Here is a 21,255-nt window from a genome sequence, read left to right on the forward strand (position 1 = left end):
CACTTCACCCGTTACCCGGTAGCATCTAGCGCGGCGCCATCCGAATGGCACCATCGAGACGGATCACCTCGCCGTTGAGCATCGGGTTTTCCACGATGTGCCGCACGAGCTGTGCGTATTCCGACGGGTCGCCGAGGCGCGACGGGAACGGCACCTGCGCGCCAAGACTGTCCTGCACCTCTTGTGGCAGACCTTCGAGCATCGGCGTCTTGAACAGCCCGGGCGCGATGGAGCAGACGCGAATCCCAAGCGGTGCGAGGTCCCGTGCCATCGGTAGGGTCATTCCCACGACCCCACCTTTGGAGGCTGCATAGGCCACCTGACCGACCTGCCCCTCGTAAGCGGCAACCGACGCGGTGTTGACGATGACACCCCGCATGCCATCACCATCAAGAGGATCGTTTTCCGACATGATTGCAGCGGCTTGTGTGGCGACGTTGAACGTGCCGATCAGGTTCACGTTGATTGTTTTGACGAACACCACTGGATCATGCGCCGCGCCCTTGGACACGGTTTTGGCTGCGGGCGCGATGCCGGCGCAATTCACCGCAATGTGGACGGCGCCCAAGGTCTCTTTCACCGCATCCATCGCAGCGGACACGCTGGTGGGATCGCTGACATCGGTTTCGACAAACATGCCATCGAGCGTCTTCGCCAGGTCAGTGCCCGCGCGGGTGTTCATGTCGAGGATCGCAACCTGCGCGCCGACCTCTGCCAGCGCCGTCGCGGCGGCGGCCCCGAGGCCCGACGCGCCTCCGGCAATGATTGCCGTGGTCTTGTTGGTGATGTGCATCGCAAGTCCCCCTTTTTCCCGCCTTTCTCTTTATGGCGCGTGGAAAGCCCGTGGCAAGCCATCCGGCGCAATTCACAAACCAGCGTCGAACGGGCTTTGACGCGATTTCGAAATCGCGTATCAAGCGTTTTCCAAAGCGCTTCGTCGCGCGGTTTTTCCCGAGGTCTCGATTGGCCAAGCCAAAGAAAAAGAAGCGCAAACACAAACCGGGCGGGTGGCAGGACTGGCTGTCGGACCGGATCCTGCGCGGCGCGATCTGGCTGGCGCTGCGACTGCCGATCCGCGCTCGGTTATGGCTCATGGGGCGCTTGGTCCGCCATCTCGTGGCCCCGCTTGCGGGCTACCGGCAACGTGCCGAGGAAAACCTCAGACACATCTGGCCCGACATGGGTGTGCTCGACCGGCGTCGTCTGGCCGATCTGGTTGCGGACAATGCCGGTCGGACGATGATCGACAATTACGATGTGCATGGCCTCATGCGCCGGATGCAACACGCGACCGTCTCCGGCGAAGGGCTGGCCGCGGTGGAGGCGGCGAAGGAGGCCGGGCAACCGGTGTTGTTCGTCACCGGTCATTTCGGCAATTTCGAAGCGCCGCGCGCCGCGTTGGTGGCACGGGGCTACCGCATCGGCGGGCTGTATCGCCCGATGTCCAACCCGTTCTTCAACGCGCATTACGCAGCGAATATGCACGCCCTGTCCGATCCGGTGTTCGAACAGGGCCGACGCGGCACCATGGGTCTGGTCAAGCACATTCGCGAAGGCGGAATGGGTGTTTTGCTGTTCGATGTGTATGACAGCGCAGGCGCGACCATCGATTTCATGGGGCAACCGGCCCCGACGCTGACGTCAGCCGCCGATATCGCGCTCAAGACCGGCGCGCTTCTGGTGCCCTTCTTCGGCATCCGCCAGCCGGATGGTGTCAGTTTCGAGGCCGTGTTCGAGGCTCCCATCGAACATGGCGATCCGGTCGAGATGATGCGGGAAGCGACGCGGCGGCTTGAGGCGCGCGTCCGTGCGCATCCCGAGCAGTGGTTCTGGATTCACCGGCGCTGGAAACCGAAGCGTCAGCGCAAGCGCGCCGCCGCCAAGATGGCGCCGTGATTCTTGGCTTGAACCAGGACAACGATCGGCGCTGATCCGGTCACGTTCACGGTTTTCGACAGAGGCGCAGTGCCGTTCCAATCACCGATATCGCGCCATTCGGTCACGATATGGCTGTAGGTCAGTGTTTTGCCCGCGTTTTCGCCGCGCGGGATCGTGACGTTTTCGTAAGGCGTGTAGCGCACGAGGATGATATCGGCATTCGACATTCCGGATTTCGCCGGAGCGGCAACGGAAAGCGTTGTGCCGTTGCGCGCAATGTCGAGCGGCACCAGCATGCCTTTGCGCTCGTACTCCTGAATCAGATCCGCCACATCCATCGCGCGATTGCCGACAACGTCCTTTGAGCCATTGATGACCATCTGCGGCGTGTAGATCGTGCGATTGCCGAAGCTGCGTGCATATCCCTTCTGGCGCTTGGTGAAGGCGGCATGCGCAAATTCGTCTTTCCAGCCGATGTAATCCCAGTAATCGACATGCAGCGCGAGGGCGATGATATTGTCACGCTCACCCAGTCGGGCGAGCATTTCATCGGCGGGTGGGCAGGAGGAACAGCCTTGAGAGGTGAAAAGCTCGACCACCACCGGCGCGTCTTCCGCGCGCGCAGTCGTCACCGACGCGCCCATGATTATGGCCGCCAGTACTGCCCAAAGCTTGCCCATAGAATGTGTGGTCCTGTTCGTTCTTACCCTGCCGAAGATGTAACTTCACCCGATTGAAATAACCAATCAAGGTTTTGCGAGAGCGCGCGATCTCGGGTCCGTTCCCCTGCTCTGAAATAATTGTGTGCAATAGTATACCAAAATCGTCGCACCCCCCTTGATCGAGTCATACGCATGGGGCAAAGAGCAGGCAGACTTCCTGAATTTTCTCGCTTTAAGGAGCCATGTCATGCCCATCACGGTTGGTCAGGACACCGCCAAGACCCGCAAGACACTAACGGTCAACGGTACGTCCATCGCGTATTACTCCATTCCCGCGGCAGAAGCGGCCGGGCTTGGATCGTTTTCCAACCTGCCCGCCTGTCTCAAGGTGGTTCTCGAAAACATGCTGCGGTTCGAAGACGGCAAGACCGTCAGCGTCGACGATATCAAGGCCTTCGGGACGTGGGGCGAAAACGGCGGTCAGAACCCGCGCGAGATCGCCTATCGTCCGGCCCGCGTGTTGATGCAGGACTTCACCGGCGTGCCCGCCGTGGTCGACCTTGCCGCGATGCGCGACGGGATTGTGGCGCTTGGTGGCGATCCGGAAAAGATCAACCCGCTGAACCCGGTCGATCTGGTCATCGACCACTCGGTCATGATCGACGAATTCGGCAACCCGCGCGCCTTCCAGATGAACGTGGACCGCGAATACGAACGCAACATGGAGCGCTACACCTTCCTCAAATGGGGCCAGTCGGCGTTCAACAACTTCCGCGTCGTGCCGCCGGGAACAGGCATCTGCCACCAGGTGAACCTGGAATACCTTGCCCAGACCGTCTGGACCGATGCGGATCAGAACGGCGAACAAGTCGCCTACCCCGATACGCTTGTTGGCACCGACAGCCACACGACGATGGTGAACGGCGCGGCGGTTCTTGGTTGGGGCGTTGGCGGGATCGAGGCTGAAGCCGCGATGCTGGGTCAGCCGATCTCGATGCTCATCCCAGAGGTCATCGGGTTCGAACTGACCGGCGAGATGATGGAAGGCACCACCGGCACGGATCTCGTGCTCAAGGTGGTCGAGATGCTGCGCGAAAAGGGCGTGGTCGGCAAGTTCGTGGAATTCTACGGCACCGGGCTCGACACTCTGCCGCTGGCGGATCGCGCGACCATCGCCAACATGGCACCTGAATACGGTGCGACCTGTGGTTTTTTCCCGATCGACGACGAAACGCTCCGCTACCTGACCAACACTGGCCGCGACAAGGATCGCGTGGCGCTGGTCGAGGCCTATGCGAAGGAAAACGGCTTCTGGCGGGATGCGGATTACGCACCGATCTACACCGACACGCTGAGCCTTGATATGGGCACCATCGTGCCTGCCATTTCCGGTCCCAAGCGCCCGCAGGACTACATCGCGCTGACCTCTGCAGCGACGGCGTTCGGTGAGTACGTCAAGGGCATCCGGTCGGGCCAGGATGCCAGTCCGAAAGAGGAAATCCGCTGGGAAGGTGAAGGCGGCGCGCCGGAGCCGACCGAGATCCCGGGTGATGAGGGTCATCACAAGCGTGGTTATGTTCAGACCGACGATGGCCATTACCAGTTGCATGACGGCTCTGTCGTCATCGCGTCGATCACCTCCTGCACCAACACGTCGAACCCGTACGTGATGATCGGTGCCGGACTTGTGGCCCGGAAGGCTCGCGAGAAAGGCCTGACGCGCAAGCCGTGGGTCAAGACATCGCTCGCGCCCGGCTCTCAGGTCGTGTCGGCCTACCTAGAAGCCGCGAATCTGCAGGAAGACCTCGACGCCATCGGGTTCAACCTCGTGGGCTATGGGTGCACCACCTGTATCGGCAACTCCGGTCCGCTGGAGGAAGAAATCAGCAAGTGCATCAACGACAATGACCTGATCGCTACGTCGGTCCTGTCGGGCAACCGCAACTTCGAAGGCCGGATCAGCCCGGATGTGCGCGCCAACTACCTCGCCTCCCCGCCGCTCGTGGTGGCCTACGCGCTGGTCGGTGACATGAACGTGGACATCGCCAAGGAACCGCTGGGGCATGATCAGGACGGCAATGACGTCTACCTCAGGGACATCTGGCCGACGTCGAAAGAGGTGGCGGAACTGGTCGAACAGACCGTGACCCGCGAGGCGTTCCAAACCAAGTATGCCGACGTCTTCAAGGGCGACGAGAAGTGGCAGGGCGTGGAAACGACCGATGCCAAGACCTATGACTGGCCGCCGACCTCGACCTACGTCCAGAACCCGCCCTACTTCCAGGGCATCACCATGGACACCAAGAAGATCGAGAACATCGAAGGCGCGAAGGTGCTGGCCCTGCTTGGCGACATGATCACCACCGACCACATTTCTCCGGCTGGATCGTTCAAGGACACGACCCCTGCGGGCAAGTACCTGATCGAACGTCAGGTGCCACAACGCGAGTTCAACTCCTACGGCTCCCGCCGTGGCAACCACGAGATCATGATGCGCGGCACATTTGCCAACATCCGCATCAAGAACGAAATGCTGGATGGCGTCGAAGGCGGTTACACCAAAGGACCGGACGGCAATCAGACGTCGATCTTCGATGCCGCCATGGCCTATCAGGAACAGGGCACACCGCTCGTCATCTTCGGTGGCGAACAGTACGGCGCTGGCTCGTCGCGTGACTGGGCTGCCAAGGGCACGGCGCTCCTGGGTGTCAAAGCAGTCATCGCGGAGAGCTTTGAACGTATCCACCGCTCCAACCTCGTGGGCATGGGCGTCATCCCGTTCGAATTCACCGGCGGAGACACCCGCAAGTCGCTGAAACTCACGGGCGAGGAAACCGTGGCGATCCACGGCCTCGACAGCGTGACACCGCTGGCCGAAGTGCCCTGCACGATCACCTACGCGGACGGCACCGAGAAGACGATCACGCTCAAGTGCCGGATCGATACGGCGGTCGAGATCGAATACATCGAGAACGGAGGCGTCTTGCACTACGTGCTGCGCAACCTCGCCAGCGAAGACGCGATCGCGGCAGAGTAAGCGCTACATTATTCAACAAAGCGAAAGGCGAGCGGTCCCGCTCGCCTTTTCTTTTGGCCTTTTGCGACGTTTTCAGACACGCAGCAATCAAAGCTTGAAGCCCATCCTGTCGCCTGCCACGATATCGGCATTCCCGCGTGATTTTCGAGTGGAAGGGTGCACGTTATGAATTTTCAAGACGCCGTTAGAACATGCCTTTCCAAATACGCCACATTCTCGGGTCGCGCGGCGCGGTCGGAATTCTGGTGGTTCGTCCTGTTTCTGATGGTCATGAATCTACTGCTCGCCATCCTCGACCGAGCGCTCTTCGGAGTGACGTCCGACGGTCAGCCGATTTCGATTATCGGGGCCGTTTTCTCTCTGGCCATCATCCTGCCGTCGATTGCCGTTGGTGTCCGCCGATTGCACGATCTGGACAAGTCGGGATGGTGGTATCTTCTGATCCTCATCCCGTTCCTCGGCGCGCTGGTCCTTATCTACTTCTTCGTTCAGAAAGGCAGCGCGGGCGAGAACCGCTTTGGCCCTGACCCCTTGGCTTGATCCGTGCATGCGCTTGCGCATCCTGAGACAGTCGCAAACGATAGTTAAGTCCAAAGGAGACTGCGATGAAGGTTGTGCTTGTCACCGGTGGCGCACGCGGGATCGGTCGCGGTATTGTCGAGGCCTTTGCCAGCGATCACGCGGTATCATTCACCTACAACACGACTGAGCCAGATGGGGTTCTGACTAAGCTGCGCAGTGTCCACGCGATCAAGGCCGATTTGGCGGAGCGTGCGGCGGCACAAGAGATTGTCGACGCAGTGATCAACCGGTGGGGTCGACTGGATGTCATTGTGAACAATGCAGGCGTGGTGGAGCCAGATGATGGTGACATGGCGCGGACCTTTGCCGTAAACGTCACGGCGCCAATGCACTTGCTGGAGGCGGCGTTGCCTCACCTCAAGTCCGGGGCGTCCGTCATTAACATTTCCTCGATGAACGCACGCCTGCCTGCGATGGGGGCTGCCGGGTATTCCGCCAGCAAGGCGGCGCTCGATACCTGGACCAAGGGAATGGCCAAAACTCTTGGCCCTCGCGGCATCCGTGTCAATGCGATCGCGCCCGGAGCGATCGAACGCACAGAGTCGCCGCGTCCAGAGAAATTGGTTCAGAAGTTTGTGGATCTGACGGCCCTCGGACGGGTTGGCACCCCCAGCGATGTGGCTGGCGTGGTGCGATTTCTGGCATCGGATGCAGCCGGTTTCATCACCGGCGAAATATTGGGCGTGACCGGCGGATACCGTCTCTAATTCGACAAATTTGTGCAACTGCTGGCACATCCTGTCGCATGTGACAGCCTGTACCCTACACTTTTGTCGGGCTTGCCCCCATTTTCAGGTCTCAACAGGCACACTTTACTGACGAGTTACGACATGAAACTGCTGACGCTGGTCCAGACAGCCGCGCTGCTGCTTATTGCGGGCGCGAGCGTATTCGCCGGGACAACGGATTCGCTTCCGATCACCCTGCCCTGAGCGATTACTCTGCCAGGGCAGAGTTGAGCGCTGGCACGAAGCGCTGTTCATAGTCAGTCCCGACCAACGGCCCGGCGAAACGGAACAAAACCGTGCCATCCCGATCCACGATGAAGGTTTCCGGTGGCGCGGTCACGCCCCAGTCGATGGACGTGCGCCCCGCGGGATCAAACGGCACCGCGATGAACGGATTGCCGTCCTGAGCCAGGTATTGTGATGCGGTGTTTTCCCGGTCGCGAATGTTCACGCCAATGATCGGAATGCCATCCGCCTGCATTTCCAGCAGTTTCGGGTGTTCAAGGCGGCAGGGTGGACACCAGCTGGCCCAGAAATTGACGAGTGTCACCTCGCCCGACTGGAACATCTCGGGCGAGAACGGCGCGTAGCCGGGAAGGGGCAGCGTCGTGATCTCTGGCGCCGGTTGACCGACGCGCGTCGACGGCAGGCCCTGCGGGTCTTCACGGAACATGCCCACGTAAGCCAGCACCGCAAACGCCGCGAAGAGCACCGGCGGAAGCACCATCAGCGGCGAGATTTTAGCCATTGCGCACCTTGCGGCTCTCGACCTCTTCCAAGGCGGCACGTACCTTCCGTGCCCGGCGGACGCTGATCCATGTGATCAGAAGCAGCATGACGAAGGTGACGCCGTACGAGCTCAGCACTTCGAATGCGTATTTGCCCAGATCCGGCATCAGGCTTGACCCTCACGCGCCAGAAGCGCCCGTGTACGACGTGCGCGGATCTCGGTCTGGGTGCGCAGAAAGACGAGCGCCACGAAGAGAAGCGCAAACCCCAGCATGCTGATGACTGCCGGGTACCAGAACACGTCCGAGATGTTCTCTTCCCGATCCAGAGAGAATGTCGCCCCCTGGTGCAGACCCTGGTTCCAGAAATTAACGGCATACCGGCTCAGGATCGCAAAGACCGACCCGACGAGGCAGAGGATCGAGGTCAGATCCGCGGCCGTGTCATCGTTCTCGATGGCTTCCCACAGGGCGATATAGCCGAGGTAGAACAGGAACAGGATGAGGAAGGACGTCAGGCGTGGATCCCATTCCCACCACGTGCCCCACATGGGCTGGCCCCAGAAAGCGCCCGTGACCAGTGCGATGACGGTCATGACCGCGCCTACGGGTGCAGCGGCGCGCGCCGCAAGGGCCGAGACATGATGACGGCGCACGATCCAGATGAGCGACGCGACAAGCATCATCAGCCAGGCGTTGATTGCCATAAGCGCGGACGGCACGTGGATGTAGATGATCTTGACCGTGGACCCCATGCGGAAATCATCGGGCGTGAAGAAGAAGCCCCAGATCAACCCGGTAGCGAGACATCCGGCAGCCAACACCCAAATCCATGGCAACACCTTGTCGGTGGTGCTGATGAACTTTACCGGATTGGCGTATTCCCACAAAGACATGGGTGTCAGGTAGGCGGTTTTTCGAGCGCCTTCAATTCAAAAAACCGCATGGGACGTGTTACCGCAGATTGATCTTGAGAACGGCAGCGCTGGCAAATGGCAGAAGTGCGATCACGCCAAAGCTGATCCCGGCCAAAAGCATCAACGGCGTCTGCACAGAGAGACCGTCTGCGCCGCGGCGCGCGACCTCGGCTCCGAAGATCAGCGTCGGCACGTAGAGCGGCAGCACGAGCAAGGACATCAGCAATCCGCCGCGTTTCAACCCAACGGTCAGCGCCGCGCCGAACGTGCCGATCACACTCAGCGCCGGTGTGCCGACCGCGAGACTGATGAGCACCCATTGATACGCAGGCCCAGGCAGGTTGAGCAGCACGCCCAGAACCGGGGCCGCGAGGACCAGAGGCAAGCCCGTGGTGATCCAGTGGGCCAGCGCCTTGATCGTAACGATGCTTTCCATCGGCAAAGGCGCGGTCGCCAAAAGGTCGAGCGACCCATCCTCCCAATCCAGCGCCAGAATGCGGTCGAGCGACAAAAGACAGGCCAACAGGGCTCCGATCCACAGGATACCGGGCGCGATCCGCGAAAGAAGGTCGGTTTGCGGACCTACGCCGAAGGGGACGAGCACTGTGACGATAAGGAAGAACGCCAATCCCAACCCGAACCCGCCGCCCGCGCGGAAGGCCAGCATCAAGTCGCGCATCAGCAGCGCCCTCACAGGAAGGCCTCATCCATCTGACGTGCTTTGGGGCCTGCTTTGAAGGGGCTGAGGTCCAGCACACGCGCCTCGCTGAGTCCCAGATCGATATGGGTTGCCATCAGCGCACTGCCGCCTGAGGACAGGTGGTGTCGCACGGCGTCAGCAAACAGCGATACAGACGCGGCATCCAAGGAAACGGTCGGTTCATCCAGCACCCAGATCGGGCGCCCGGTCACCATCAGTCTCGCCAGGCCCAGACGGCGTTTTTGACCGGCGGACAGGGTTCCGGCCATCCGCGCGCGAAGTTCGATCAGGTCAAAGGCCGCCAGGGCAGGTTCAACGTCGCTCAGACCAAACACCGACGCCCAGAACCGAAGGTTCTCGGTCACGCTCAGCATGGCCTTTAAACCATCGGAATGACCCGCGTAGGCGATCTGGTCCTCCGCCCGTGACACGATGCCGGCCTCGACCGGTTGCAAACCCGCGATGCTGCGCAGAAGTGTGGTTTTTCCGACCCCATTTGGCCCGCGCAGTACCAGCGCTTCGCCCGCGGCAAGCTCGAACGAGACCCCTTCGAGGATCGTCAGACCGCCGCGCGTCACCGCCAAATCTTGGACCGTCAATGTCATGGCTCGGGCTTAGACCACGGGCGCGACCGCTAAAAGCGCCAAAATGTCTCTGCCGCGTAATCGAAACTGGTCGGCGTTATCGCTGCAACGGCGTCAGGTGACCGGCAGGACCGCAAGCGCGACCCGCCGTCCTTCGGACAGAAGCACGTTGTAGGTGCGGCAGGCGGCGGGGGAACTCATCACCTCGACCCCGAGCCCCGCCTCTTCCAGCGCGTCACGCAAGTCAGCCGGCAGGTGCGCAATCTCGGACCCGGTGCCGACAAAGAGCACGTCCACTTCTTTGGCCAACGCTGCCAAGGTCTTTGCGTCATCGTAACCGCCCCACGCGGACGTGCCCTTGGCCCAGGTCAGCAGGGGGGCTTCGTGTTTTTCGCCACCGATCCGAAAGAAACCCGGTCCATAGCCCTCAACAGGCAGTGCGTCGGTGTAAACTACTTCGTTCAAGCGCATGCGATGTGCCCCTTACACGGAATCCCAGAGTGGCAAGCCCGCCAACGTGGCTGCGGCGATAATGGCATAAGCTACGAGCCGGTAAAACCGTTCCCGATCCGGTACAAATAGGGCTTGCCCAACGAGGGTTCCAAGACCGTAGGGGATCAGGAAAAGCAGCCCCAGAAGGACGGAAGTCAATGTAAGAAGGCCTTGCAAGTACATGAGCGGCAACAACAAAAGGCTGGTGACGGTCAGAAAGACGATGGTCGTGGCACGGGTCACCGCAACGCGATCGCGACCGGCGAGCTGAAAGAGCACCATGATCGGACCCAAGAGCCCGCTCACACCACCGACGAACCCCGTGGCCAGTCCGATACCAGCCCGGGTCACGGTGTTCGGCTCTACCGAATACCGCCAGCCTGCGATAAGCGCGAGAAGTGTGACGGCGCAGACGATCACGACGACCCAGCGAATGACGGTGACATCCGTGCGGCTGAGCACCCAGAAGCCGACCGAAGCGGCAATCGTGGCCGACATAATCAGGATCGACACCCCTTTCCGGTCCACAAGTGGCAATGCCTTCGGCACCACCGTGAAGAATGAAGACAAGGCTGAGACGGAGAAAGCCGCGATGGCGACCGCTGGCGGGAGGAAGACAACGGCCACCGGCATGTAGATGAGCGCGGCGCCAAAGCCTGCGAAGCCATAGACGATGCCGGCAACCAGCACCGTCAATCCCAGCCAGACCAGCCCCGCCGTTTCCAGCGCGGCTGTCAGGGCCTCAAGCATCCACACCCGAAAACTGGTTGCCGGTCGTGTCCGTCGGCTTTGTCCAGTCGCGCTTTACGCCGAGCCACAAGAGGATCGCCGAGGCCACGAAGATCGACGAATAGGTTCCGACGATCACACCCCAGATCATGGCGAAGACGAAGCCCCGGATCACGTCACCGCCCAGAACGAACAGCGCGATCAGTGCCAGAAGCGTGGTGGCGGAGGTCATGAATGTCCGGCTCAGCGTTTCGTTGATCGAGATGTTCAGAACCTCCTTGAGATCCTTTTTCTTGTATTTGATCAGGTTCTCGCGGACGCGGTCGAAAACAACCACCGTGTCGTTCAGCGAATACCCCACAATCGTGAGAAGCGCCGCGATGATGGCGAGGTCGAACTTGATCTGCAGTTCCGAGAAGATGCCGATGGTGAGGATCACGTCATGCACCAAGGCAGCGACCGCCCCGAGTGCAAACTGCCATTCAAACCTGAGCCAAATGTAGATCAGAACCGCGCCAATCGCCAAAAGCACGGCAATCGCTGCGGTCTGTATCAATTCGCCGGACACTTTCGGACCCACCGATTCTACCGAGACGAACTGGATGTCCGGCACAACGGCGACCATCGCCGCCTCTACTGCGCGGATGACCTCGGGCGTTACCGCCTCTTGGCCTTCCTGCGCCTGAATGCGGATCATCGCCACGTTCTGGTCCGGCCCGAAGGTCGGGTCGAACACTTCGGAGATCACCACGTCGCCGAGCGCCAAAGGCGTGAGCGCGTCTCGGTACGCACCAACATCCACCGGCTGTGTCGACTCCGTCCGGATCGTCGTACCGCCGCGGAAGTCGATCCCGTAATTCAGACCCTGCAAAAGGAACGACACGAAGGCGAGAACAACCAAAACGCCGGAGATGCCAAACCAGAGTTTCCAGCGGCTGAAGAAATCGAAATTCGTGTTCTGTTTGACCAGTCGCAAGCGCATATCAGACCTCGATCGTCTTGGGGCGACGGCGTTCGAACCACATCACGATCAAAAGCCGGGTGACAAAAATGGCGGTGAAAACCGAGGTCATGATGCCAAGACCCAGTGTAATCGCAAAGCCGCGCACTGGACCGGAGCCCATGACAAACAGAATGACCGCCGTGATGAATGTGGTGATGTTCGCGTCGAGGATGGCCGACAGCGCCTTCTCGTACCCCAGCTCGATCGCGCGCGCCGGGCCTTTGGCCGTTTTCAACTCTTCGCGGATCCGTTCGAAAATCAGCACGTTTGCATCCACGGCCATGCCGACCGTCAGGACGATCCCGGCGATGCCCGGCAGGGTCAGCGTGGCACCGATCAGGCTGAGCAGTCCGAAAATCAGGCCGATATTGATGATGAGCGCCACATTGGCAAAGAGGCCGAAAAGACCGTAGCTTAGCCCCATGAACACCAGCACGGCCACGAAGGCGATGATAGTGGCGATGCGGCCCGCTTCGATACTGTCCTGACCCAGTTCAGGGCCGATTGTGCGCTCTTCCAAGAACTCCAGACCGGCCGGCAAAGCCCCCGCGCGGAGAAGCACGGCGAGCTGGGTCGATTCCTCCACCGTGAAATTGCCGGTGATGATACCCGAACCGCCCGGGATGTGGCTTTGGATCACCGGCGCGCTGATGACTTCGTTGTCCAGAACGATCGCGAAGGGATTGCCGATATTCGCCGCCGTATAATCGCCGAACTTGCGCGCGCCCGCCGGGTTGAACCGGAAGTTCACCGCAGGCCGCCCGTTCTGGTCGAAACTGGGCTGGGCATCCACCAGCTCTTCGCCGGTCACCACGGGCACCTGTTCCAGCGTGTAGAATACGCCGCCCTCATCCAGCGACGGAAGGATTTCGTTGCCCACACCGGGCGATGCGGCTGCATCCGTTCCGCGCCCAACCACCGGTTGGAATGTCAGCTGCGCGGTCGTGCCGATGATCTCTTTCAACTCCGCAGCCGAGCCGATGCCCGGCACCTGGATCAGGATGCGGTCACTGCCCTGCCGCTGGATCGTGGGTTCGCGAGTGCCGACCTCATCGATCCGGCGACGGATGATTTCGAGGCTCTGCATCATCGTACGTTCGTCGGTCGCAAGCTGCTCGGCCTCGGACAAGGTGACGACGATGTCGCTACCATCGGCGCGCACTTCGAGGTCGTTGCTCAACGCGCCGGTCAGGGACACGACCGGTTGCGACAGGCCGCGCACAAGCTCAAGTGCACGCGCCATGCCGTCGGGCTCTGATATACGGACTCGCAGTTCGTTCGCCGCCGAGGGTTGCAGACGGATGGTGCCGACCGTGTCCCGCTCAGGCCGCAGCACATCGCGCACCTCGGGCCACAACGCTTCGAGCCGGGCGGCATAGACATCTTCGACCTGCACTTCGGCAAGCAAATGCGCCCCGCCGCGCAGATCGAGGCCAAGGTTCACCAATCCAGACGGAAGAAAGGACGGCCAGTCACCGCTTTGTTCCAGCAGCTCGGGCGTCTCACCCGTCAGCTCGATCGCGGCCATCGCATCGTTGTATTGTTCGACGCGCGGATAGAACAGGTTCGGCAGGGCCAGCACCAGACCGACGGCGACCGTGGTCCAGATCAAAAGGCGCTTCCAGAGATCGATCTGAAGCATGTTGGATAGGTCCGATGCAGGCTAGGAAAGGGTCAGGTATTCGCGGGTTCGGTCTTGGACATGACCTGCACGATGGTGTTCTGCACCACGCGCACCTTCACACCTTCCGCAATTTCGACGTCCAGCTCGTTGTTTTCCTTGACCTTTACAACCTTGCCGATCAACCCGCCCTGGGTCACGACCACATCGCCCCGGCGCAGCGCCTCGACCATCTTCTGATGCTCTTTCATCTTCTTCTGCTGCGGACGGATCAGCAGGAAATACATAATCGCGAAGATCAGAATGAGCGGAATAAACTGGGCGATTGCGCTGCCTTCCATGGCGGGCTCCTTGTTGATGGGTGGGCACACGTGGCGGGGCGGCACCCAACGCTGTATTGCCGGAAAATTTGCGCGGAACCTATGTTGACCTGTCGGGCTTTGCAAGGCGGCTTGCCGAGAGAGATCGAGGCGATCGGTTGTCTGTGGAAAGGACATTCGTTGCAAGGCTTCCGATTTTTTATCCTGCACCTTGGCATGGCGCGGAAATTGCGCCTTAAGTCGGCCATGCGATGGGGTTGGATCATTTTGGCGCTGTGCTGGACCGCAGGACATGCGTCCGCCACGGAGTTGTCTGTTCTGCCGCGCGAAGATCACGCGCAGTGGCAGGCCGTGGGACGGCTCAACGTATCCGGCTTTCGAAACCGGGAGATGTGTACAGGGGTACTGATCGCGCCGGATCGCGTTCTGACAGCCGCACATTGTGTCTCGGGGACTGACGGTCTTGGCCCCCGGCCCGACGAGTTCACTTTTGTCGCGGGCTGGCTTCAGGGCACAGCGGCGGATAGCGCGACTGGCGCGTCCATCTGGGTGCACCCAAAGGCCTATGCGGAAGGTTTGCTCAATATCCGTTTCGACATTGCGTTGCTTGACCTTGCGCGTCCCCTCGACATTCCCCCGCTGCCATTGTCCACCAGCGCCGCAGCACCTTTCGGTATTGTGGGGTACTCGACCCGACGGCCACATATGCTGAGTGCGTCATTTGAGTGCGACGGCCAGACCCTTACCAATCTGCTGCGCCTCGACTGCCCCGTATTGCCCGGCAATTCCGGGGGGCCCGTACTGACCCGCGACGGTGACAGGTGGTCGGTGACCGCGGTTGTCAGCGCGATGGGCCAGAGCGGTGCACTGGCAGTGCCGGTGAGCCTTTTGCCGGAAGACTGACCGCCGGTCCTTAGCCCCTACCATGTATCCGAATTCCGGTGCATAAGGCCGCCGAACACCCGAGCGAGTCAGAAGGACAAGACCCATGCATGACATCCGAGCCATCCGCGAGAACCCCGCTGCGTTCGACGCGGCGCTGTCGCGTCGTGGATTGGAGCCGGTCTCGTCCGAAATCCTGAAAATCGACGAAGACCGGCGTGCTGCCATCCTCGCGGCCGAAACCGCACAGGCGGACCAGAACAAGGCGGCGAAAGAGATCGGCAAGGCCAAGACTTCGGGTGATGAGGCCGCCTTTGAACGCCTGCGCGATGAGGTTTCGGCCAAGAAGGCTGCGGTCGCCGAGATGCAGGCGCGCGCCAAAGAACTGGACGACACCCTGAGCACGTTGCTCATGGGTCTGCCGAACCTGCCGCACGACGACGTGCCGGTTGGCGAGGACGAAGAGGACAATGTCGAGGTCCATCGCTGGGGTACGCCTCGGGACTTCGACTTTCAGCCGAAAGAGCATTTCGAGATCGCGGGCGTGCAGCCCGGCATGGATTTCGAGACCGCCGCGAAGCTATCCGGTTCGCGCTTTGTCGTGATGTCGGGTGCCGTTGCGCGGCTACACCGCGCCCTGGCGCAATTCATGCTCGACACGCATATCTCGGAAAATGGTCTGATCGAGACATGGACGCCGGTCCTTGTCCGCGACGACATGATGTACGGTACGGGTCAGCTGCCGAAATTCGGTGAAGACAGCTATCAGACCACGAATGGCTGGTGGCTGGTGCCCACGGCAGAAGTGACACTGACAAACATCGTCAACGGCCTCACGGTGGAGGAGGATTACCTGCCCCGCCGCTACGTCGCGCACACGCAGTGCTTCCGTTCCGAGGCGGGCAGCGCCGGGCGCGACACGGCGGGCATGCTGCGCCAGCATCAGTTCGAGAAGGTCGAGATGGTGTCGGTCACCCATCCCGACAAAAGCCGCGAAGAGCTGGACCGGATGACCGGCTGCGCGCAGGGCATCCTCGAACGGCTCGGTCTGCCCTACCGCACGGTTGTGCTCTGCACCGGGGACATGGGCTTTGGCGCACGGCGCACGCATGATATCGAGGTCTGGCTGCCAGGGCAGAACACCTATCGCGAGATCAGCTCGGTCTCGGTTTGCGGGGACTTTCAGGCGCGTCGCATGAACGCCCGGTTCAAACCGGCCGGTGGCGGCAAGCCGGAATTTGTCCATACGCTGAACGGATCCGGCCTTGCCGTGGGCCGGTGCCTCATTGCCGTGCTTGAAAACGGACAGGAGTCTGATGGATCCGTCACCCTGCCCGAAGCGTTGCATCCTTGGTTAGGCGGTAAGACCCGCATCAGCGCAAACGGAGAAATGGTCTGATCGATGGAAAGGCTCTGGTCCGTACTCGTCGTCACCGCTGCAGTGTTGTTTGCGGCATCGCCTTGGTTCACCGAGGGCTTCAACGGGTTTGAGCCTGATCAGTTCCCGGTCCCACAGGACAACCCGCCCGTGCAACCGGCGGGGTACGCCTTCGCGATCTGGGGATTGATTTACCTTTGGCTGATTGTCGGCGCTGTCTTTGGCCTGATCAAGCGCAGCGACGATCCGGACTGGGCGCCCATGCGCCCGCCCCTCGTGCTCAGCCTTGCCATCGGTGCCACATGGCTGCCTGTCGCCAACCTGTCGCCTGTGCTGGCGACAATCCTGATCTGGGCCATGCTGGCGACCGCGTTTCTCAGCCTCTTCCGCGTCGGGGACACCGACCGGTGGTTCCAGCAAGCGCCCGTGGCGATCTATGCCGGGTGGCTGACCGCTGCATCCTCCGTTTCGATCGGATTGCTGCTGGGCGGCTACGGTGTCCTGAGCGGCACATGGTCCGCGATCGTGGCGTTGTCGATTGGTCTGGTGATCGCACTTGTGGCGCAATACCGTCTGCATCGCGCGCCGGAATACGGGATCACGGTGATTTGGGCCCTGATTGCCGTCATCGTTGCCAATTCGGGACCGATCAACATCGCCGTCGTGGGGCTTTGCGTGGTTGGCATTATCGCGATTCTGGCCCTGCGCGGGACAGACACCGAATAGAGCCGTTTCCGTCACTGGAAACAGGCGGATGTGTCACCACATCCGCCCGACCGATCATCCCATCGCGCGCAGGCGTTTGATCAGGCTGGACGTGTCCCAACGCCCACCGCCGAGTTTTTGCACGTCCTTGTAGAACTGATCGACGAGCGCCGTCACCGGCAGGGACGCGCCCACTTCGTCGGCGGTATCGAGGCAAATCCCAAGGTCCTTGCGCATCCAGTCCACTGCGAAACCGTGGTTGAACTCGTCGTCGATCATCGTCTCATAGCGGTTCGACATCTGCCACGATCCGGCTGCGCCCTGGCTGATCACCTCGACCACCGCGCGGCCATCAAGCCCGGCTTTTTCAGCGAAATGCAGCGCCTCGCTCAGGCCCTGAACCAGCCCGGCAATGGCGATCTGGTTGCACATCTTGGTCATCTGCCCTGCCCCGCTGTCACCGATGCGGCGGCAGATCCTGGCATAGGCATCAATCACCGGCTCTGCGCGGGCAAACACGTCCTCGTCTCCGCCACACATAACCGACAGAACCCCGTTCTCTGCCCCGGCCTGCCCACCCGAGATCGGCGCGTCGACAAACCCGATTCCCTGATCCGACGCCGCCGCATACAGTTCGCGCGTCACTTTCGCCGACACCGTTGTATGGTCGACGAACGCGGTGCCGTCCGACATGCCCGCGAACGCACCGTCGTCGCCAAGGCACACGCTGCGCAGGTCATCATCGTTGCCGACGCAGGACATCACGAATTCCGCGCCGTCGGCTGCCGCCTTGGGCGTCGCCGCGTGGGATCCGCCGAATTCCGACGCCCAGGCCTCGGCCTTGGATGCGGTCCGGTTGTAGACCGTCACCTCGTGACCGGCCTTCGACAGATGCCCGGCCATCGGATATCCCATGACCCCAAGACCCAGAAATGCAACTTTTGCCATGACGCACGCTCCCCTCGTATTCAGTGCCATTTCGCTGCCTCTACCTGACGCCGCGCCCCCCTCTTGGCAAGGGCTGACGTGTTCTGTAGGGCCATGCGCATGATGGATGGGTCCTTGGAACCGACTGCAAAGGGGTGAAACCGGCGTGGCGCTGATATTCAGAGCACTTGTCTGGCTGACAACAGCGGCGCTGGTGATCGGCGTGGTTGCGGCCGTGTCGATCTACTACCTCGCCTCGCGCTCCTTGCCGGATTACGACAAGGTCATTCCGGTCTCGGGCCTGACAGCGGATGTCGAAATCGTGCGGGACAACTCCGGCGTGCCGCACATCTTTCCGGCCTCCGACCGCGATGCGTTCTTCGCTTTGGGATACGCGCATGCCCAGGATCGCCTTTGGCAGATGACCCTGATGCGCCGGACCGCGCAGGGACGGTTGTCGGAGTTGTTCGGCAGCCGCACGGTCGAGAACGACAAGCTGCTCAGACGGCTGGACCTGTACCCGCTGGCCGTCCAATCGGTCGACGTGCAAGATGCGCGCACGCGAGACGCCCTTGACGCCTATGCTGCGGGCGTCAACGCCCGCATCACCGAGATCAACCGAGATAGTCTTGGCCGGGGGGCGCCCGAGTTTTTCATGTTCAATGCGCCCATCGCCCCATGGCAGCCCGCGGATTCGCTCGCCATGATCAAGCTGATGGCGCTGCAACTGTCCGGCCATTTGAGCGAGGAGGTCTTGCGCGCCCGCACGTCGCTTCTTTTGCCAGACGAAAACCGGCTGGCCGATCTCCTGCCGGACATCCCCGGTCAGGGTGTGGCTGCATTGCCGGAATACGCTGCGCTTGTCCCCGGCGCTGACGCGGCCACGCGATTTGCACAGGCGGACCCGGACCCGATGCTGTGGCCCGTACCACGGCGCGGGCTGGCTGGGGCGTCGAACGCATGGGCGGCCGATGCATCGCGGTCAGCTACCGGGTCAACATTGATGGCGAACGATCCGCATCTGGGGTTTACCGCCCCGGCGATCTGGTATCTCGCGCGGATTGACCTGTCCGTCGGGGGTGTGATCGGTGCCACGATTCCAGGCATTCCCGCCATCATGGCGGGCCGATCCGAGAACATCGCATGGGGCGTTACATCATCTTACCTCGATGATCAGGACGTGTTCATCGAAGAGCTCAACTCCGACAACCCCGAGCAGTACCGCACACCGGATGGCTTCAAGGAGTTCATCACCCGCCGCTCCATCATCGAGATCAAGGATGCGCCGCCTGTGACCTTGACCCTTCGCTGGAGCGACAATGGTCCGATCCTGCCCGGAACGCGGTTCGACCTTGGCACCATCACGCCACCCGGACACGTGACCGCGCTCAGCTGGACCGCGCTCAGCCCGCGCGACACGTCGATGACGGCGGCGGTGAACCTCATGTACGCCGGTTCGGTCGAGGAAGCGCTCGACATATCCAAAGGCTATGTGGCGCCATCGCAAAACCTCACGGTGATCGACGCAGACTCCATCGCGATGAAGGTGATCGGTGCCCTGCCCCGGCGCGACGACAGCCATCAGAGCCAAGGACGTCTGCCATCGCTCGGTTGGCGCCCAGAGAACCGTTGGCAAGGTATGTTCCCGGACGACTCAAACCCCGTATTCCTCAATCCGACCGGCGGCATTGTCGGCAATACCAACAACAAATCGGTCGACCGACCCTTCCCGCTGCACCTGAGCTTCGACTGGGGCGACAGTCAGCGCGTGATGCGCTGGCAAGGTCTGATGCAAGGGCGCGAGGTTCACACGCGGGACAGCTTTGTCGAGGCACAGCTCGATACGGTTTCGATCACGGCGCGGGCGCTCTTGCCGCTGATCGGTGCGGATCTCTGGTTCACAGGAGAAGCTGCCCCCGAGGGCACGCCCGAACGGCTGCGGCAGCGCGCGCTCGACCTACTCGCCAACTGGAACGGCGAGATGAATGAGCATCTGCCGGAACCGCTGATCTATTCCGCCTGGCTGCGTGCATTACAGGAGCGTCTGATCCGTGATGACCTTGGCCCACTGGCGTCAGAGTTCACGCATGTCGAGCCTTTGTTCATCGAACGCGTGTATCGCGATGTGGACGGGGCCAGCGCGTGGTGCGACATCATCCGGTCCGCCGCTGTGGAAAGCTGCAGCGATATCGCCCGCCTCGCGCTTGACGATGCGCTGGTTTGGATATCCGAAACCTACGGCACCGCACTCGAGTCGCTGCGCTGGGGCGATGCGCATCAGGCAACTCACGACCATGCCGTACTCGGCGACGTGCCGATCCTGCGCTATTTCGTAAACATCCGCCAAAGCACATCGGGTGGCGATCATACGCTGATGCGCGGGCGTGTCTCAGGCGAAGACCCAAACCCGTTCCATAATGTTCATGGCGCGGGGTATCGCGGTGTCTACGATTTCGCTGACCCCGACAGCTCTGTCTTCATCCTGTCAACCGGACAATCCGGTCATTTCCTGTCCCGGCATTACGACGACATGGGCATCCTGTGGCGGCGGGGTGAGTACATTCCGATGTCTCTTGACGCTGATCTTGCGCGCGCCGCATCGGTGGGGATCACGCGACTGGTGCGTGAATAAACCCCAACGCGCGTTTTCCGTCGATGTTCTTGGGAACTCCTTTGGGCATGGTGCGTTACGCCTCCTGTAGAGAGACCAAGGAGGTACTCATGGCGACGTCATCGACCGCGAAAGCGAACGGCTCACAGAAACCCGCAGATATGGAAGCACTGAATGCGCAGATCAGCGAGTTGCGCAAGGATCTGAGCGATCTTGTTGGCATCGTTGGTCAAATGGGGTCCAACGCCAAGGACTCTGCCGCGGACACCGTCGCGGACCGCATCAATAGCCTTGCATCCAAGGCCGAGAATGCGAAGACCGAGGCAGAGCTGCGCGCCCTGCTGCTCAAGGAAAAAACCGAAGACACAGTGCGCGAGCAGCCTGCAACGGCGTTGCTGATCGCAACTGGCATCGGCTTTCTTGTCGGCACATTCATGTCGCGGCGCTAATATGCTGAGTTTATTGAAGTTTCAGGCCCGGGCCGCTGTGCGGCGCGGGCTCTCCGTGCTTATTGGCGGTGTCTTCGCAGCCATCGGCCTCGGTTTTCTTACCCAAGCTGCGTGGTCTTATCTGGCTACCCAGTATTCTTCTTTGATTGCCTCCCAGGTTGTTGGAGGCGTTTTTGTCGTTATGGGTCTCGGCGTCATCTTGTTGTCGAAACGCCGGTCTAAACGCGCTGCAGCGCGCGCATCAACGCCGACGCAAAACCTCGCCATGGTCGAAGCGTTCCTCGTTGGCATGCAGGCAGGCCAGTCGCGCGGTCGCGGGTAA

The 21,255-nt window shown here is 61.2% G+C and carries 23 protein-coding genes; 10 read left to right on the top strand and 13 right to left on the bottom strand.

Translation table 11 applies throughout. The features are described from left to right. Positions 1-25: 25 nt before the first annotated feature. Positions 26-793 (bottom strand): SDR family oxidoreductase, encoded by a 768-nt coding sequence (locus BUA42_RS06610; RefSeq protein ID WP_072776933.1) that lies wholly within the window; start codon positions 791-793, stop codon positions 26-28. A 32-nt stretch (positions 794-825) separates the two neighbouring features. Between BUA42_RS06610 and BUA42_RS06615 the strand changes: the two genes are divergently transcribed. Next, positions 826-1,896: a lysophospholipid acyltransferase family protein gene (locus BUA42_RS06615; RefSeq protein WP_084066143.1), complete on the top strand. Its 1,071-nt coding sequence runs from the start codon at positions 826-828 to the stop codon at positions 1,894-1,896. Here BUA42_RS06615 and BUA42_RS06620 read toward each other — a convergent pair. Next, positions 1,860-2,558 carry a DUF1223 domain-containing protein gene (locus tag BUA42_RS06620; protein ID WP_072776934.1) on the bottom strand — a complete coding sequence of 233 codons (699 nt, stop codon included), beginning with the start codon at positions 2,556-2,558 and terminating at the stop codon, positions 1,860-1,862. The two genes, BUA42_RS06615 and BUA42_RS06620, sit on opposite strands and share 37 nt — an antisense overlap. A gap of 229 nt (positions 2,559-2,787) precedes the next feature. Here BUA42_RS06620 and acnA point away from each other — a divergent pair, with 229 nt between their 5' ends. From acnA to BUA42_RS06635, 3 genes are all read left to right on the top strand, one after another. After that, the gene (acnA, locus tag BUA42_RS06625; RefSeq protein ID WP_072776935.1) at positions 2,788-5,577 is read left to right on the top strand and encodes an aconitate hydratase AcnA; all 2,790 of its coding nucleotides are present in this window, start codon (positions 2,788-2,790) and stop codon (positions 5,575-5,577) included. Positions 5,578-5,742: 165 nt separating this feature from the next. Further along, a complete protein-coding gene (locus BUA42_RS06630; RefSeq protein WP_072776936.1) occupies positions 5,743-6,117 on the top strand; it encodes a DUF805 domain-containing protein in 375 nt (124 codons plus the stop codon). Positions 6,118-6,182: 65 nt separating this feature from the next. Continuing rightward, positions 6,183-6,866, top strand: a complete 684-nt coding sequence (locus BUA42_RS06635; protein WP_072776937.1) for an SDR family NAD(P)-dependent oxidoreductase — start codon at positions 6,183-6,185, stop codon at positions 6,864-6,866. 229 nt (positions 6,867-7,095) lie between these two features. Here BUA42_RS06635 and BUA42_RS06640 read toward each other — a convergent pair whose 3' ends face one another. The 10 genes from BUA42_RS06640 to yajC form a co-directional block, all read right to left on the bottom strand. Further along, the gene (locus BUA42_RS06640) at positions 7,096-7,635 is read right to left on the bottom strand and encodes a DsbE family thiol:disulfide interchange protein (RefSeq protein WP_072776938.1); all 540 of its coding nucleotides are present in this window, start codon (positions 7,633-7,635) and stop codon (positions 7,096-7,098) included. Further along, on the bottom strand, positions 7,628-7,783 hold the full coding sequence (gene ccmD, locus BUA42_RS06645) for a heme exporter protein CcmD (protein ID WP_084066144.1): 156 nt from the start codon (positions 7,781-7,783) through the stop codon (positions 7,628-7,630). Before ccmD ends, BUA42_RS06640 begins: the two co-directional genes overlap by 8 nt. Continuing rightward, positions 7,783-8,511 (bottom strand): heme ABC transporter permease, encoded by a 729-nt coding sequence (locus BUA42_RS06650; protein WP_072776940.1) that lies wholly within the window; start codon positions 8,509-8,511, stop codon positions 7,783-7,785. The genes ccmD and BUA42_RS06650 overlap by 1 nt, the downstream gene beginning before the upstream one ends. A 58-nt stretch (positions 8,512-8,569) precedes the next feature. Then, positions 8,570-9,226 (bottom strand): heme exporter protein CcmB, encoded by a 657-nt coding sequence (gene ccmB / locus BUA42_RS06655; RefSeq protein ID WP_072776941.1) that lies wholly within the window; start codon positions 9,224-9,226, stop codon positions 8,570-8,572. After that, positions 9,223-9,837, bottom strand: coding sequence for a heme ABC exporter ATP-binding protein CcmA (gene ccmA / locus BUA42_RS06660; protein WP_072776942.1), 615 nt, complete (start codon positions 9,835-9,837; stop codon positions 9,223-9,225). The genes ccmB and ccmA overlap by 4 nt, the downstream gene beginning before the upstream one ends. Before the next feature lie 93 nt (positions 9,838-9,930). Further along, a complete protein-coding gene (locus BUA42_RS06665; protein ID WP_072776943.1) occupies positions 9,931-10,287 on the bottom strand; it encodes an Mth938-like domain-containing protein in 357 nt (118 codons plus the stop codon). 12 nt (positions 10,288-10,299) lie between these two features. Continuing rightward, positions 10,300-11,058 carry a sulfite exporter TauE/SafE family protein gene (locus tag BUA42_RS06670; RefSeq protein WP_072776944.1) on the bottom strand — a complete coding sequence of 253 codons (759 nt, stop codon included), beginning with the start codon at positions 11,056-11,058 and terminating at the stop codon, positions 10,300-10,302. After that, the gene (gene secF / locus BUA42_RS06675; RefSeq protein WP_072776945.1) at positions 11,051-12,019 is read right to left on the bottom strand and encodes a protein translocase subunit SecF; all 969 of its coding nucleotides are present in this window, start codon (positions 12,017-12,019) and stop codon (positions 11,051-11,053) included. Before secF ends, BUA42_RS06670 begins: the two co-directional genes overlap by 8 nt. Before the next feature lies 1 nt (position 12,020). Beyond that, positions 12,021-13,682 carry a protein translocase subunit SecD gene (gene secD / locus BUA42_RS06680; RefSeq protein ID WP_072776946.1) on the bottom strand — a complete coding sequence of 554 codons (1,662 nt, stop codon included), beginning with the start codon at positions 13,680-13,682 and terminating at the stop codon, positions 12,021-12,023. 32 nt (positions 13,683-13,714) lie between these two features. Further along, positions 13,715-14,002, bottom strand: coding sequence for a preprotein translocase subunit YajC (gene yajC / locus BUA42_RS06685; RefSeq protein ID WP_072776947.1), 288 nt, complete (start codon positions 14,000-14,002; stop codon positions 13,715-13,717). A 195-nt stretch (positions 14,003-14,197) separates the two neighbouring features. Here yajC and BUA42_RS06690 point away from each other — a divergent pair, with 195 nt between their 5' ends. The 3 genes from BUA42_RS06690 (at position 14,198) to BUA42_RS06700 (ending at position 16,967) form a co-directional block, all read left to right on the top strand. Further along, a complete protein-coding gene (locus BUA42_RS06690; protein ID WP_072777449.1) occupies positions 14,198-14,884 on the top strand; it encodes a trypsin-like serine peptidase in 687 nt (228 codons plus the stop codon). 85 nt (positions 14,885-14,969) lie between these two features. Further along, positions 14,970-16,262 (top strand): serine--tRNA ligase, encoded by a 1,293-nt coding sequence (gene serS / locus BUA42_RS06695; RefSeq protein WP_072776948.1) that lies wholly within the window; start codon positions 14,970-14,972, stop codon positions 16,260-16,262. 3 nt (positions 16,263-16,265) lie between these two features. Further along, positions 16,266-16,967, top strand: coding sequence for a hypothetical protein (locus BUA42_RS06700; RefSeq protein ID WP_072776949.1), 702 nt, complete (start codon positions 16,266-16,268; stop codon positions 16,965-16,967). Positions 16,968-17,021: 54 nt separating this feature from the next. On the opposite strand, the gene BUA42_RS06705 is transcribed toward BUA42_RS06700, so the two are convergent. Beyond that, positions 17,022-17,924 (bottom strand): NAD(P)-dependent oxidoreductase, encoded by a 903-nt coding sequence (locus tag BUA42_RS06705; protein WP_281249778.1) that lies wholly within the window; start codon positions 17,922-17,924, stop codon positions 17,022-17,024. A gap of 115 nt (positions 17,925-18,039) precedes the next feature. Here BUA42_RS06705 and BUA42_RS06710 point away from each other — a divergent pair, with 115 nt between their 5' ends. From BUA42_RS06710 to BUA42_RS21305, 3 genes are all read left to right on the top strand, one after another. After that, a complete protein-coding gene (locus BUA42_RS06710) occupies positions 18,040-20,505 on the top strand; it encodes a penicillin acylase family protein (protein ID WP_072777450.1) in 2,466 nt (821 codons plus the stop codon). 89 nt (positions 20,506-20,594) lie between these two features. Beyond that, positions 20,595-20,933 (top strand): ElaB/YgaM/YqjD family protein, encoded by a 339-nt coding sequence (locus BUA42_RS06715; protein ID WP_072776951.1) that lies wholly within the window; start codon positions 20,595-20,597, stop codon positions 20,931-20,933. A 1-nt stretch (position 20,934) separates the two neighbouring features. Next, a complete protein-coding gene (locus tag BUA42_RS21305; RefSeq protein ID WP_072776952.1) occupies positions 20,935-21,255 on the top strand; it encodes a phage holin family protein in 321 nt (106 codons plus the stop codon).

It is taken from the genome of Marivita hallyeonensis (genome assembly GCF_900129875.1).
In the GTDB taxonomy this organism is placed as follows: Bacteria; Pseudomonadota; Alphaproteobacteria; order Rhodobacterales; family Rhodobacteraceae; genus Marivita; species Marivita hallyeonensis.

Bases quoted from the DNA above. Each gene is read 5' to 3' on its own strand.
- acnA (WP_072776935.1), top strand. From the start codon at position 2,788: ATGCCCATCACGGTTGGTCAGGACACCGCCAAGACCCGCAAGACACTA.
- BUA42_RS06615 (WP_084066143.1), top strand. From the start codon at position 826: ATGGCGCGTGGAAAGCCCGTGGCAAGCCATCCGGCGCAATTCACAAAC.
- BUA42_RS06715 (WP_072776951.1), top strand. From the start codon at position 20,595: ATGGCGACGTCATCGACCGCGAAAGCGAACGGCTCACAGAAACCCGCA.
- yajC (WP_072776947.1), bottom strand. From the start codon at position 14,002: ATGGAAGGCAGCGCAATCGCCCAGTTTATTCCGCTCATTCTGATCTTC.
- BUA42_RS06635 (WP_072776937.1), top strand. From the start codon at position 6,183: ATGAAGGTTGTGCTTGTCACCGGTGGCGCACGCGGGATCGGTCGCGGT.
- BUA42_RS06640 (WP_072776938.1), bottom strand. From the start codon at position 7,635: ATGGCTAAAATCTCGCCGCTGATGGTGCTTCCGCCGGTGCTCTTCGCG.
- serS (WP_072776948.1), top strand. From the start codon at position 14,970: ATGCATGACATCCGAGCCATCCGCGAGAACCCCGCTGCGTTCGACGCG.
- secF (WP_072776945.1), bottom strand. From the start codon at position 12,019: ATGCGCTTGCGACTGGTCAAACAGAACACGAATTTCGATTTCTTCAGC.
- secD (WP_072776946.1), bottom strand. From the start codon at position 13,682: ATGCTTCAGATCGATCTCTGGAAGCGCCTTTTGATCTGGACCACGGTC.
- ccmD (WP_084066144.1), bottom strand. From the start codon at position 7,783: ATGCCGGATCTGGGCAAATACGCATTCGAAGTGCTGAGCTCGTACGGC.
- BUA42_RS06700 (WP_072776949.1), top strand. From the start codon at position 16,266: ATGGAAAGGCTCTGGTCCGTACTCGTCGTCACCGCTGCAGTGTTGTTT.
- BUA42_RS06670 (WP_072776944.1), bottom strand. From the start codon at position 11,058: ATGCTTGAGGCCCTGACAGCCGCGCTGGAAACGGCGGGGCTGGTCTGG.
- BUA42_RS21305 (WP_072776952.1), top strand. From the start codon at position 20,935: ATGCTGAGTTTATTGAAGTTTCAGGCCCGGGCCGCTGTGCGGCGCGGG.
- BUA42_RS06650 (WP_072776940.1), bottom strand. From the start codon at position 8,511: ATGTCTTTGTGGGAATACGCCAATCCGGTAAAGTTCATCAGCACCACC.
- BUA42_RS06610 (WP_072776933.1), bottom strand. From the start codon at position 793: ATGCACATCACCAACAAGACCACGGCAATCATTGCCGGAGGCGCGTCG.
- BUA42_RS06620 (WP_072776934.1), bottom strand. From the start codon at position 2,558: ATGGGCAAGCTTTGGGCAGTACTGGCGGCCATAATCATGGGCGCGTCG.
- BUA42_RS06690 (WP_072777449.1), top strand. From the start codon at position 14,198: ATGGCGCGGAAATTGCGCCTTAAGTCGGCCATGCGATGGGGTTGGATC.
- BUA42_RS06705 (WP_281249778.1), bottom strand. From the start codon at position 17,924: ATGGCACTGAATACGAGGGGAGCGTGCGTCATGGCAAAAGTTGCATTT.
- BUA42_RS06665 (WP_072776943.1), bottom strand. From the start codon at position 10,287: ATGCGCTTGAACGAAGTAGTTTACACCGACGCACTGCCTGTTGAGGGC.
- BUA42_RS06630 (WP_072776936.1), top strand. From the start codon at position 5,743: ATGAATTTTCAAGACGCCGTTAGAACATGCCTTTCCAAATACGCCACA.
- ccmA (WP_072776942.1), bottom strand. From the start codon at position 9,837: ATGACATTGACGGTCCAAGATTTGGCGGTGACGCGCGGCGGTCTGACG.